9 protein-coding genes are annotated in these 14,379 nt (G+C 40.2%); 3 read left to right on the forward strand and 6 right to left on the reverse strand.

Annotation, left to right across the window (positions count from 1 at the left end):
- Positions 1–67 precede the first annotated feature (67 nt).
- From ACUR5C_RS10300 to ACUR5C_RS10310, 3 genes are all read right to left on the reverse strand, one after another.
- Positions 68–1,143 (reverse strand): IS3 family transposase gene (locus ACUR5C_RS10300; protein ID WP_454465036.1). Its coding sequence is split into 2 segments (ribosomal slippage): positions 68–894 and positions 894–1,143, totalling 1,077 coding nucleotides; the frame shifts between segments, so codons are not numbered across the junction.
- 545 nt (positions 1,144–1,688) lie between these two features.
- Positions 1,689–2,228 carry a hypothetical protein gene (locus ACUR5C_RS10305; protein ID WP_454465037.1) on the reverse strand — a complete coding sequence of 180 codons (540 nt, stop codon included), beginning with the start codon at positions 2,226–2,228 and terminating at the stop codon, positions 1,689–1,691.
- A 37-nt stretch (positions 2,229–2,265) separates the two neighbouring features.
- On the reverse strand, positions 2,266–2,958 hold the full coding sequence (locus ACUR5C_RS10310) for a zinc metallopeptidase (protein WP_454465038.1): 693 nt from the start codon (positions 2,956–2,958) through the stop codon (positions 2,266–2,268).
- Positions 2,959–3,296: 338 nt separating this feature from the next.
- Here ACUR5C_RS10310 and ACUR5C_RS10315 point away from each other — a divergent pair, with 338 nt between their 5' ends.
- A complete protein-coding gene (locus ACUR5C_RS10315) occupies positions 3,297–3,971 on the forward strand; it encodes a MaoC family dehydratase (RefSeq protein WP_454465039.1) in 675 nt (224 codons plus the stop codon).
- Between the two features lie 30 nt (positions 3,972–4,001).
- Here the strand turns inward: ACUR5C_RS10315 and ACUR5C_RS10320 are convergent, their stop codons facing one another.
- The 3 genes from ACUR5C_RS10320 to gltB form a co-directional block, all read right to left on the reverse strand.
- Positions 4,002–4,895 carry a hypothetical protein gene (locus ACUR5C_RS10320; protein ID WP_454465040.1) on the reverse strand — a complete coding sequence of 298 codons (894 nt, stop codon included), beginning with the start codon at positions 4,893–4,895 and terminating at the stop codon, positions 4,002–4,004.
- 179 nt (positions 4,896–5,074) lie between these two features.
- Positions 5,075–6,520, reverse strand: a complete 1,446-nt coding sequence (locus ACUR5C_RS10325; RefSeq protein ID WP_454465041.1) for a glutamate synthase subunit beta — start codon at positions 6,518–6,520, stop codon at positions 5,075–5,077.
- Complete coding sequence (gltB, locus tag ACUR5C_RS10330) at positions 6,517–10,953, reverse strand: glutamate synthase large subunit (RefSeq protein ID WP_454465042.1); 4,437 nt, start codon at positions 10,951–10,953, stop codon at positions 6,517–6,519. Before gltB ends, ACUR5C_RS10325 begins: the two co-directional genes overlap by 4 nt.
- A 336-nt stretch (positions 10,954–11,289) precedes the next feature.
- On the opposite strand from gltB, the gene ACUR5C_RS10335 reads away from it, so the two are divergent.
- Positions 11,290–11,775 carry a hypothetical protein gene (locus ACUR5C_RS10335; protein WP_454465043.1) on the forward strand — a complete coding sequence of 162 codons (486 nt, stop codon included), beginning with the start codon at positions 11,290–11,292 and terminating at the stop codon, positions 11,773–11,775.
- A gap of 367 nt (positions 11,776–12,142) precedes the next feature.
- The gene (locus tag ACUR5C_RS10340) at positions 12,143–14,233 is read left to right on the forward strand and encodes a M13 family metallopeptidase (protein ID WP_454465044.1); all 2,091 of its coding nucleotides are present in this window, start codon (positions 12,143–12,145) and stop codon (positions 14,231–14,233) included.
- The last annotated feature ends 146 nt before the right edge of the window (positions 14,234–14,379 follow it).

Consider the following 14,379-nt stretch of genomic DNA (forward strand, 5'->3'; position numbering starts at 1 on the left):
CTATGGATACTGACACTTAAATTAGATTTGTAAATACCCCATTCTTAGCACAACTCACTCATAGAATTTAAATAGCTAATTTATATTCCACAGGCGTCATATCATTCAATGAATCATGAGGCCTTTCTGTATTATAAAGCGTTATCCAGTTTTCGGTTATATCCATCACTTCTTGTAAATTCGTAAAAATATACAAATCTAAAACTTCATGTCGATAGGTACGATTAAACCGTTCGATATAAGCATTTTGATAAGGGCAACCTGGCTTGATGTAATCAATCGTGATCTTGTGCCGCTTTGCCCATTGCATAAACTCAAACGAGGTAAACTCTGGACCATTATCAACTCGTACTTTTTTAGGGTAACCATGCCAAGCTGCCAATCTATCAAGATAACGAGTAACCTTTGACGCTGGCATGCCTGTACCAATATCAATGCCTAACACTTCACGGTTATAATCATCGATGACATTAAACGTTCTAAAACGCACTTTATTGTGTAAAGTGTCACTCATAAAATCCATCGACCAAACTTGGCCAAGTTTGTTAGGAACGGCTAATGGCTCAGGTTGACGAGGTGGAAGTCGTTTCTTATTTTTTCTCCTTAGGTTTAACTTCATTGCCGTGTAAATACGGTAAACACGTTTGTGATTCCAACGATACCCTTTAGCTCTGAGGCGCTTATAACATTTAGGAAAGCCCCAGCGTTGATGCTTTTCAACCAGCTGATTGAGTGCGTCAATAATCTCACCATCGTTTGATAATTGGGGTTTGTAATAATAAGCGGTACGACTCATGCCTGTTATTTGACAGCTGAGGGCAATACTAATGGTGTAAGTGGATTGCAACTCTTTTGCCCAAACTTTGCGCTCAACAACAGGCACTACAGCTTTTTTATAATTTCTTCCTGTAACTGTGACTTCAAGCTAAGGTCGGCATACATTTGTTTTAGACGACGATTTTCTTCTTCTAACTCTTTTAAACGCCTTACATCCGACGCTTCCATGCCACCATATTTTTCACGCCATTTATAAAAGGTTGAATTGCCGATGTTGTACTTTCGGCAAATATCTTTTACTAACATGCCTGCTTCTGCTTCTTTTAAAATCGCCACAATTTGGCTTTCATTCATTCGTTTGCTCATGTGTAAAACCTCTTAGGTTAGTTTAAAGAAAATTCTACGGTTAAGCTGTATTATTTTAAGGGATAGTTACAGATTTAGTGTACGGCTGGCGATAACGCTCGCTTAAATTCAAGGAGCTTTTGTTTTTTGCCTACAACTTCTGGCATTTGTTAGGAGATTTATCCATTTGCAAAGTGTTGTAAAACATTTTTAATCGGCAGACAATCATCAAAGTTTCCTGCATAAAATTGCTCATTTGGACAATCACGAATATCTGATTGAGGAGTAACGACCAACAGTACAGAAGTCTCTATAGCAAGCGGTTCACTCCAGCGACTTAGGAGTTGCTAGAACAATCAGAGGACCTTTGTCTGAAAGCGGAAATGATGCGCATGCACCAAGAATCAGATCAATTGAAATGAAAGTGACGGTCCGTATCATTTTGACTCCTAATGCTTATTATATGTAAAAAATCACGTTAAGAATCATAGATTCCTTCCCGTAAATTGTGAGTTTTATTTTTTTTAACAGTCTATAGCGCTTGCAATTATTCCTCAAGCCTTGGATTAATTTATTGACTGCTTATCTATTGTGCCATCTTTAATTAAGAAAAAATAATCATCCGCAGCCGATAAAAGTAGTTCTAAATCTATGCTTAAGCTTTTCAAATGCTTTGACTCAGGTTTTAAATAATAATACACAGTCCAATAATATTTATCCGGTTTACCATACTGGCTAAATTCTCGTTGCATTCGCCTAAAGTCCTGTTGTGAACTGGGGGCGATTTTAAATACATATTGATTTTTAGCTGGCTGGTCAACAAAAAAACCTGTTTCTGCAGGAATTAACTTACTGGAAATCTGCTTTAGTTTAAATAAATGTTGGGCTGGCCTATCCCCGGAAAATTCAAATTTAAGCACCAGCGATACATCCTTGGGCTCTAACGCCCCTGGCGCGCTGAGACTAATTCTCGCACGGACTTCTTGTGGCAAAACATTAACTAATCCCTGCTGTCCAAGTGAGTTAAGCTTAACTAAAGATGACAGCGGCACCGACGTACAGCCCGTTAATAGAAACATCAATAACCATGCAATTCGTTTAACCACTAGTTTTCCTCACAGATTTTTTTAACTGGGTATGCTCTTAGCGTAGCATCCTAAACAATGCAAACCATCGCCATAAACTTAAAACGTTAGCTAGCGCCGCGGCCACATAAGTTAACGCACAGGCTTTTAGTACTTGGCGAATCGCGGGTAGATACTCGCTCGGTACATAATTCCCTTTTTCCAGAATAGGTAAAGCTTTGTTAAAGCTTGCATCCCACTCTTCCGGTAAAATAGCAGCATGAATAAAAACCGACGACAACATTACCAATAACCCGATCAAAGCGTAGACAAAAATAGCATGAGGAATTTTAACGATTAAACCAAGTAAGGGTAAGCCCATTAACATACCAGCCCCTACTTTTTGAATAAGCACGGCTTTGCTCAAGTAGCGTCGACGTAAAACCGTTACTGGCTCATTGCGGTTAAATTGAATCGCGTGACTTACCTCATGGGCAGCTACCGCAATACTGGTAAGTGTTTTGCCATTAAAATATTCTGGACTTAACCGAACACTATTAGATTCAGGATCATAATGATCGGTCCCGCTCTGAGTAGTTTCTAGTTTAACTTGATCTAACTGATAAACATGCAGTAGATGAGCAGCAACCTCGCCACCAGTTCCAGGCATGTTGTCCAGCACCTTATGATGCTTTTTTAAAACAAACCTAACCCACCATTGTGGTCCAAAGACCAATAGAACAATAATGATACTAATAATAACAAAGTGCATTAATACGCCTTAATATAAGCCATGATCACACATTTAAAAGTAACCCCAATTGTGTAACATTTTAAACTCTGTGCAAAGCGGCTTAAGAATAGACAGAAATTTACAAATTCTTTTAAAAAACTGGTGCTACCAGTAGCACTATGCCTAACCGACCTTGTATAATCAACATTATTCAAACAGCTTTTTTAAATTACTGAAGCAAACTGTAACCTTGCTAACTTAGGTAACTTGGCTAATTTAGCCAACCAATAATCGCTTAAATTAAGTTTTATAAGGGTAAGTGAGTCACCAAACAGTAATTATAAACCGAAACCCGGATGGACAATGGAGTTAGCCCTATGAATGTTGTTGAATTCATTAAAGAAAAAACTCAAAAGTTTCAGCAAAACAATGCCGTTTTTAGAGCTCGTATTGAGCCGCAATTTAAAAATTTTTCTGACCTACTATCCAAGAAAATCACTAATACTTTAAATAACCCGTGGATTTCTCGATTTAACCCATTTGACGATGATGCGCCAGACGCCATAGAGCCATTGGTACTTACACCTAAAGCGGCAGAAACATATCAAAAACTGCAGCAAAGCTTAGGCGAAGAAACTTTTGTCGGCGAGTGGTTTTTAGTCGATCAAAACTGTATTAATCAGTTTGCAGAAGTTACCGGTGACAAACAGTGGATTCATACCGATCCTGAGCGCGCAGCTGAAGAGTCACCGTTTAAAACCACTATCGCACATGGATTTTTAACTTTATCTTTGTTACCTAAACTAACCGATTCAGTAGATGACACTAGCAATCCTTACCCTGAAGCGAAAATGACCGTTAACTATGGCCTTAATCAGGTTAGATTTCCGTTTCCAGTTAAATCTGGTACTCGGGTTCGCGCACGGACAAAACTCATTGGGCTAACCCCTATGCGGAAGAGTATCGAACTCGTTAACGAAATTAGTATTGAAGTTGAGAATAGCAAGCGCCTTGCTTGTGTTGCGGAAACAGTCATGCGACTGTACTTTTAGAATTATTTTTTGATTTCTAGCCGTTTTGAATCACTGCTTGGAATAAAATATAGATTTTACTAAGGTTTTTAATATTTGCATTAACCCAATTGGTACAGCGCAAACAATTGCGTAACCTTTATCAAAGTTTGGATTAATGTCACAGTAAAATTGAATATCTGACTTAGTACTAGATCGTAAACTTAATATTTCATCTTCGCTATAGTTGCTCATTCTACCAGCCCAAACTACGTGCGGGTTTGGTTCCTCCATCGCAATTTCTTGCTGTTCAAGATTATCGAAATCTACATTGCTAGAATAAGGTTGCTGTTTAATCAAATCCAAAACCTCAGGTGGAGTTTGCTCACTTCTATTGGGATAATATATAGCTACATTTTTGGCTATCATCCGATACATTGCGGGACTTAAGATAGTATCTAAGTAAATGACTTTTTCAAAAGGATGCATCAGTAAATGTTTAATGGGTTGCCATAATGAAAAAGCAATCGTGTTATTGCCATTACGATACGCAGGAAGAAAGGCTGCTGAAGCCTTCATACAAGTGAAAGATTTTGCAGTAAATTGAGCGCGCGAAAAGCTCAATAAGCAGTAACCAACGATACAATTTGAAGATTTCGCGTCTTTACCCATTTTCGCGCCAGTGTCTTTGCTACTCGCGCTTTTTTGGCTAGAATCGATTTGCTGACTCTGACCATCAACATAGTAAAGCCTTAGGACAAACTTAAAAGCGTCTTTAGGATAAAAGTATTTTTCTAAGTAACTGGCCGCATCAATCCCTTTAAAACTAATTTTAATAATCTTTAAAAGTTGCTGCTTAACCTCTGGCGGAATCCAGTCTTCTATTTCACTTTGAGACTCAAAGCCTTGAGAAGGCGATAAATGAAAAATATCAAATGTTTTTAGAGGTAATGAGAGCTCTTTCATACCGACTCGAGCAAGAAATAATCAATAAATGAAGTTTAACTTCAATCAACCTAAAAAGCTAACCAAATAGTCAACATCTAACTTATTGTGACCTATTCTAATTGAACTTAAGTTAAACCCTTAAAAATTAGATAAAACACTCTCATCAAGTATTAAAAATAACTGTTTTTATTACTAAATTACACTTTCAAATATTCCAAAATTTCTTTCGCCGCTTGACGCCCCTCAGCAATGGCGGTAACGACTAAGTCTGCCCCCCTTACCATATCACCGCCAGCATAAACTCCCTCTGCCGTCGTTTGTTGCAAATAACTTAACTCTTCGGACTCCGCAGGTGTGGTTTTTACTAACCCCCATTGATCAGTTTCTACTCGTAACTCTTTTAACCAATTTGGCGGGCTCGCTGAAAATCCAAAAGCAACAATAACGACATCGGCTTTAATAAGACGAGTATTCTCTATATCAACTTTAAGCTGACCTCGGGTGTGCTTCGCACTATTTGCTTGTATCTGCGTAGCTGCTACGGTAACGCCAATAAGCTTTTGCTGATCACTTTCAATTGATATAGGCTGACTATTAAAAGCAAATTGCACACCTTCTTCCATCGCATTATTAATTTCCTGAGGAGAACCCGGCATAGCGTTTTTATCGCGCCGATAAACACAAGTCACTGAAGCAGCGTTTTGACGGATGGCCGAGCGAACACAGTCCATCGCAGTATCTCCACCGCCTAATACCACAACATTTTTATCACTGACATTGTAATAAGGAAATTGCTTCATGGCGAAGGCTTCATGGTAATTAACATTTCCAATTAAAAAATCCAAAGCTTTAATTACTGCACTATGCTTTTGACCGGGCAACTTGCCATCGACACTGGTATAGCAGCCAACACCTAAAAACATGGCATCAAATTGTGACTGTAACGAATCGATAGACACGTCTTTGCCGACTTCGGTATTTAATCTAAACTCAATGCCAATATCTTCTAAAAACTGACGACGCTTTCTTATGACATTTTTTTCAAGTTTAAAACCAGGTATACCAAAAGTAAGTAACCCGCCAATTTCTGGGTAACGGTCAAAAACAACTGCGTCAACGCCATTGCGCTGTAAATATTCTGCGCAACCTAAACCTGCGGGTCCAGCGCCAATAACGGCAACTTTTTTATTCGACTTTACTCGGCCAGTCAAATCCGGCCGCCAGTTATTGGCTAAAGCGCGGTCGCTAATACTCTTCTCTATTTCGCCTATAGTGACCGCACCAAAGCCTGTATTTAATGTACAAGCTTGTTCACACAAACGATCCTGTGGACAAACGCGTCCACAAATTTCAGGTAGCGGGTTGGTCTCGTGCATTAACTCGGCAGCTTGCTCAAAATGCTCCTGCTTTACAAGTTCTAACCAGTTTGGAATATAGTTATGTAATGGGCATTTCCATTCACAATAAGGATTACCACAGTCTAAACAACGTTCAGCTTGCTTACAAAGTTGCGACGCTTCTTTGGCCTGATATATCTCTTTAAAATCAATTTTTCGCTGGGTTAAATCGCGCTTTAGTTGCTCGCTGCGCGCTTGCTTTAAAAAAGTTAGCGGGTCAAATTTTTTGATATCTGCCTTGCTCATTTAACCACCCTTAAAATGTTAACGCCAGCCGCAGCTTGCCCTATTACTTTGGGTAAAACTAACATAAAGTGTTGTAAATAGTGCGGCCAGTTTTTTAGGATTTTTTGGGCTAAACTACTTTGCGTTTTTTCTACATGCAGGGTCAGCAAATTCTGTAATAGGTTAATGTAACTTTCGCATTCAGGTTCAATTAAACGCATTAACTCAACATGCTCAAAGTTCATTTTTTTAGGTAATGTTTCCCTTAAATCTAAAACGTAGGCAATACCACCGGTCATTCCAGCAGCAAAATTTTCGCCCACTGGACCAAGCACAACGACACTACCACCAGTCATGTATTCGCAGCCATGATCGCCAACCCCTTCTATCACCGCACTCGCCCCCGAGTTTCTCACTGCAAATCTCTCACCAGCTTGGCCAGCAGCAAATAATTTTCCGCCTGTAGCACCGTATAAACATGTATTACCGATAATGGCACCACGACTAGAAATATAACTCACATTATCTGGCGGAAATACACTAATACTTCCTCCCGACATTCCTTTGCCAACATAGTCATTAGCATCACCAACTAAACTTACATGCATGCCTTTTCTATTCCAAACCGCAAAGCTCTGCCCAGCAGTTCCCTTAAACTGTAATTTAACTGACACCTTATCGAGGCGCTGCTTTGCAAGGTAGCCTGCTAAACCAGCACCAACAGAGCGATCAAAATTTTTAATTGGAAACTCTAATTCAATCACACTTTTTTGTTCTAGCAAGCCCTGCACTCGTTTTAAAATACGTTGATTGAGTTCTCCCTTATCAAAAGGTTGATTAGCCAATTTTTGATAATGTGCCAAATGATTATTGGGCCTTTTAGCTGAGTCTAAAATCACTTGAAGATTTAAATGACTTTGTTTTGCGGTAACGCCTTTTAAAACTTTAAGTAAATCAGTACGACCAATTAGGTCATTAAGCGATGCTACGCCGATTTGCGCTAACCAATATTGAGTTTCTTGAGCGATAAACTGAAAGAAGTTAATCACTTTTTGTGGTAGTCCATGAAAGTGCTTTTCTCGCAATATTTTGTTCTGAGTCGCAACGCCGGTTGCACAATTATTTAAATGACAAATTCTTAAAAACTTGCAGCCTAATGCCACCATAGGTCCAGTCCCAAAACCAAAACTATCCGCGCCTAAAATTGCGCCTTTAATGACATCAAGGCCAGTTTTTAAACCGCCGTCTACCTGTAAACAAACTTTGTCTCGTAAGCCGTTTTCAATTAATGCTTGGTGAGCTTCAGCTAAACCTATTTCCCAAGGCGTCCCAGCATATTTAACTGAAGTTAAAGGACTAGCCCCAGTACCGCCATCATGCCCAGCAATGGTAATCATATCAGCGTAGGCTTTAGCCACTCCAGCGGCAATGGTACCGACTCCTGGCCCGGAAACTAACTTAACTGAGACTAATGCCGTAGGGTTAACTTGTTTTAAATCAAAAATTAATTGGGCAAGATCTTCTATTGAATAAATATCATGATGTGGTGGTGGTGAAATCAAGGTAATCCCTGGCGTTGCATGGCGCAACTTAGCAATATCAAGAGTCACTTTAGCACCTGGCAGCTGGCCACCTTCACCAGGCTTTGCACCTTGGGCAACCTTAATTTGAATGACCTCAGCACTCACTAAATAATCTGCAGTTACTCCAAATCTCCCGGATGCCACTTGCTTTATCTTCGAGTTTTTAATGCTGTTATAGCGCGTTTTATCTTCGCCTCCTTCACCACTGTTAGAGCGCCCGCCTATGCTATTCATGGCGACCGCTAAAGCTTCATGGGCCTCTGGGCTAAGCGCTCCAATTGACATGCCTGCCGAGTCAAAACGAGTAAGAATTGACTCTGTTGATTCAATATTTTTTATATCGAGAGGTTGCTTTAGCGTTTGTAACGCGAGTAGATCTCTTAAAGTGGCAACTTGCCGATGGTTAACTTTATTGGCATAGCTTAGATAGTCTTGGTAGTCTCCAGACTCAACGGCTTTTTGTAAGTAGGTGACAACATCCGGGTTATAACAATGGTACTCGCCTCCGTGTACATATTTAAACTGACCCGAGCGCACCGTTTTAACACTATCTCGCCAAGCATTTTTTACGTTTAATTGATCGTCCCGTTGAATATCTTTGAAGGTCGCTCCACCAATGTTAGAAACCATTCCCGGAAAACAATAATCTACCACTTGCTGACTAATTCCCATGGCTTCGAATAATTGGGCGCCACGATAACTTGCAATTGTAGAAATCCCCATTTTAGACATTATTTTAAGCAGTCCTTTATTAATGCCAACAAAGTAGTTTTTACGAGCATTAATTAAATCAGTGGCTAATAAGCCGCGCTCCGACAACTGACTGATAATTTGCAATGCAAGGTAAGGGTAAATCGCTGTAGCCCCAACACCAATAAGTACAGCGAAATGGTGCGGGTCGCGCGTAGTGCCGGTTTCTACAATAATATTTGTATCGCAGCGGAGACCAAGATCCACCAGCCGGTTATGAATAGCGCCGGTGGCCAGAACTGCATGAACAGCTAAGTATCCTGGCTGAATATCACGGTCGGTCAACTTTAAAATAACGCAACCACTTTCAACTAATTCAACCGCTTTATCACACAGCTTTTCAATCGCGCCTTGTAATGATTCTCCTTCTTGATACATTAAACTCAAGCTCTCTTGGCGATAATCAGTTTGGTCAAGTTCTGCAAGCTGCTGTAACTTAGCATAGTTTAAAATAGGTTTACCTATAATGGCACGCGATGCCAATCCGTTGGTTTCCTGAAATACGTTATGCTCTTTCCCAAAACAAGTTTCTAATGACATCACCGAGCGTTCGCGAAGTGGATCGATTGGAGGATTAGTTACTTGCGCAAATTGCTGCCGAAAATAATCAAATAAGCTTCTATATTTCAAAGACAATACTGCAATCGGTGTATCGTCCCCCATTGATCCCGAAGGCTCTTGACTTTGGTTGGCCATCACTTGAATAACATTTTCTTTTTCTTCCTGGCTCACCCCAAAAAATTTTTCGAATCGAGGAAGGTTTTGAATATTTTCATCAATATACTTTTGTGCACCTTGCTGTTCGACACTCACATCACTACGCAATCGAATCGTATTTTCCCGTAACCACTCTAAATAAGGGTGACGCGTTTTTAGCATGTCATCAATTTCATTTGTACGCCAAACCTGTCCGGTTGATATATCAGCGGCTAACATTTCGCCTGGTCCAACACGATCTTTTTCTATTACATCTTCTTCTTTATAATCCCAAACACCTACTTCTGAAGCGACCGTAAGAATTCGATCTTTAGTAATAACATAACGTGCTGGTCGCAACCCATTTCTATCGAGCGTACAAGCTATTTGTTGACCATTTGACATAACAATGCCCGCAGGACCATCCCAAGGCTCGCTATGCATTGAATTAAATTCATAAAATGCTTTAAGATCGGGATCCATATTCGAACGGTTTGCCCAAGCAGGCGGAATTAGTAACCTTAGTGCCCGAAAAACATCCATTCCACCAGCAAGTAAAATTTCTAACATATTGTCCAGCGAAGACGAATCAGAGCCTGACTGATTGACCAAGTGTTGCAGCTGTCCTAAATCTGATAGTAGCGGTGTAAATAGTTTTTTGCGCCGAGCATGAGCCCAACGTCGATTAGCGGAAATGGTATTAATTTCACCGTTATGAGCTAAAAATCGGAATGGTTGAGCAAATTTCCACAAAGGCGCCGTGTTGGTCGAAAAACGTTGATGAAATAGACAAATAGCGCTTTTCATTAAGGGGTCGCTTAAGTCTAAATAAAATTGAGCAAGGTTTTCAGGAAGGACTAGCCCTTTATAGACGATCATTAAATTGGACAAAGAAACAACGTAATAATCATTGCACTTAATTCTATCCGCAGCACGGCGTCTTGCCATAAAAAGACGGCGTTCTAGGTCGTATTTCCCCCAGCCTGGTGGCGCAGTAACAAAAATCTGTTGTATGTTAGGTAGTGAGTGCAGCGCAACTTCACCGCACAATTTGGTGTTGATGGGAACCGAGCGATAACCGCAAAAAGTTAAGGTTTCTTTGGCAAGCTCCTCTTCTAAAATAGCCTTGGCGGCTTTTTCTTGGGCTTTATTTTGGCTAAAAAACACTTGTCCTACGGCAAAGCGCTTACCCAACTTAAACCCTAGCTGCTCACCTACTTGTCTAAAATAATTTTGATTAAGTTGTATAGATAAACCGCAACCGTCACCGGTTTTTCCGTCACTATGAACAGCACCACGATGAGTCATTCTAGTCAGTGCTGTTATAGCCGTCTTGATTAAGCTATGACTTTGTTCACCATCTAACTGCGCGATTAGCCCAAAGCCACAGCTGTCTTTCCCTTGAGAATGATGATAGAGCGTCATAATTACCTCATATTAAAATTAAGTAACTGGCACAAAGTCTGTGTTAGCAACCGGTTGAGCTATCTATCAATTTATAGTGCCAAATTAAATTTTCAGCATCCTAAGTTAAACAGCGCATAGACCCATTGATTACTCAAGCATAACTCATCCGATGTGTTGCAACAATCCTACTCCTGTTAATTCAGAATTAATATCAAATTTAATATCAACTAGTTATATGTTTATACTTTTCAGTAGTTTAGCTCGCTCTCATGCATAAGTTGCGCTTATAAATCAATATGTTACACTCAACTCGAACTAGTTGACCGCCTCGTTAAAAATTCAAAAGAGTCCCTAATGATTAAAAATTTATTTAAAAACTTAAAGAAAACGCTCGATTCTGAGCGACGTGATGAGCCACCTTCGGTCGACACCAATTCCCCAATCGGGCAGCTGACCACAGACAAAATCAAAGCCATTGTGGCTGAAATTAACCAAGCCAAACCATTGTTTGACCAAGCAGGTTTTGAGCTAATCCAATTAGAGATAGAAATAGGCTTGGTCCCTAAAATTCTTCCTCGATTCAAACAACTAAAAACCATCTCTACGGAAACAGAAGCCGCATTGTTAAAACAGCTTGAACAACAAAAGCTGTTGGCATTTATTATGCAATCTTTGTTCAAGTCGAGTCGTATGAGTGTTCTCTTGGCGGAAACAGAGTTAGACCTTCATGGCATCGAAATATCCATATCAGCTCCTCCTTCGGTTCGGACAATCTTTACTAAGCAGGCGCTTCCAGTCTCTCCCAATAACGCAAATGCAAGTGAAGTCACCATTCAATAGATCCTTACTAAAAGCGCTCTCAGAGCGCTTTTTACGGCACTTTGTGATTCAACAAGCAGTAGCCAGTTAAACTGCTACCGAATCCCCCTTTACTAGCGCTTTTCTGCTTAGAAAGCCAAACATAAAATATATTAAATTCAAATAGTTAGCGTTTTTTTGTAGCCTTTGTCATATTAAGTAACGATATCACTCATTTAAACTCTTGCACTCACCTACCCTATATGCTTTTATTAGCGGCTTATTCAAAAGCTTTAAGCCTTTGAAAAGCTGCAAAGCTAAATTATAACCAAGACTAAAAACCATTTAGCTTATTAGCAGCCTTAATAATACAGTAAACAATATTTTGATAATCAAATAGGAACTCTCCATGAATAAAACTCTCATTGCTAGCGCTGTGAGCTTAGCCTTATTAGCAGGTTGCAGCCAACAGGAAGCAGAATCACCATCAAATCAAAATGCTAACTCAGCGAAACAAACTCAAACCGCTTCAGCAAAAAAAGCCGAGTTAACCTCTGGTATTGAGCTTGCAAACATGGACACCTCAGTTAGACCACAAGATGATTTCTACCAGTATGTTAACGGCACTTGGTTAAAAAACACGCCAATTCCTTCAGATAAATCGACCTATGGCTCATTCACTGCGTTACGAGATAAGTCAAGAGAAGACGTTAAAGCAATTATTGAAGAAACAGCACAACTAGAAAATGTTGAAGCTGGCTCTGATGCGCAACGTGTTGGCGATCTTTATAAGAGCTACATGAATACCGATAAGCTGAACCAACTCGGCATTAAACCAATTGAAGCTGACTTAGCAGAAATTGAAGCGATAAAAACTCACGACGATGTCGTTGCCCACTTTGCTAAAGCTCAAGTTTATTCTGGTAAAGCGCCGTTTGGCTTTTGGGTGAACAATGATTCTAAAAACCCTACTAGCTATATTACTTATTTTACTCAATCTGGTTTAGGTTTACCGGATAGAGAATACTATTTAAAAGAAGATGAAAAGTCAGCCGAGATTCGTCAAGCCTATGTGGCGCATATTGAAACTATGCTGTCATTGGCGAAAATAGCGGAACCAGCTAAAACTGCTCAGGCAATTATGGCGCTTGAAACTGAAGTAGCAAAACTGCATTGGACAAGAAAAGAAAGCCGTAACCGCGATAAAACTTATAACAAAGTAGATACTGCCAAACTAAGCGAAATGATGCCTGGGTTTAACTGGTCTTTATACTTAGAAAAAACCGGCATCAATAGCGAAAACAGCGTCATCATTAGACAGCCTACTTACTTTGAAAACTTTGCTAAGTTGTTTAAGTCGACCGATATTGAGTCTTGGAAAAATTACCTGCGTTGGACTTTAATTAATTCATCCGCTAGTTTATTAAGTGCTGACTTTGATAAAGCAAACTTTGACTTTTATAGCAAAACCTTAAGCGGCACGCCAGAGCAAGAAGCTCGTTGGAAGCGCGCAGTAGGCTCTGTAAACCGGTTACTTGGCGAAGTAGTTGGTAAAATCTACGTGAAAAAGCATTTCAAACCAGAAGCTAAACAACGCATGGTTAACTTAGTTGAAAATTTACGTGAAGCTTACCGTCAAGCAATCATAGAGCTCGACTGGATGAGCGAAGAAACCAAGCAACAAGCGTTAGACAAGCTCGCAAAATTTACGCCTAAAATAGGTTACCCAGACAAATGGAAAGACTATAGCGGCTTATCAATTAGTGCAGATGATCTGGTTGGAAACTATAAGCGAGCAGCTAAGTTCAACCACGACAACGAAGTAAATAAACTAGGTAAACCCATTGATAAAACCGAGTGGTTTATGTCACCGCAAACGGTTAACGCTTATTACAACCCAGTGATGAACGAAATTGTATTTCCTGCAGCAATTTTGCAACCCCCTTTCTTTAACATGCAAGCTGACGACGCAGTAAACTACGGCGGTATTGGTGGTGTTATTGGACATGAAATGGGACATGGGTTTGACGATCAAGGTGCTAAATCAGACGGCGACGGCGTTTTAAGAAACTGGTGGACCGAGAAAGACTTGGCCGAATTTAAGCTACGAACAGGAAAGCTTGCGGCACAATATAGCGAGTTTGAACCCCTGCCTGGTGAGCATATTGACGGAGAGTTAACTCTTGGCGAAAACATTGGCGACTTAGGCGGTCTAACGATTGCACACAAAGCTTATATGCTGTCGTTAGAAGGTAACGAAGCACCAGTAATTGACGGCTTTACCGGTGAGCAGCGCTTCTTTATGGGCTGGGCTCAGGTTTGGGCATATAAGTTTAGAGATGAAGCTTTAAGCATGCGTCTAAAGACTGACCCACATTCACCAGCGCCTTATCGCGGCAACGGGACATTAATGAACATGCCAGAGTTTATGGATGCTTATAATGTAAAACCTGGCGATGCAATGTACCGCAAACCAGAAGATAGAGTTAAAATCTGGTAAAAAATATACCAGCCATAAAAAACGGGAAGCCAAGGCTTACCGTTTTTTTACATCATATTGTCGGACGATAGTAGCTTACTAGGCCTACACTTTACTACTTGGCAAAGTTACAGCTAACGCGCTAATCAAACTGCTGTTGTTTCGCT

Source organism: Aliikangiella aequoris (genome assembly GCF_053709105.1).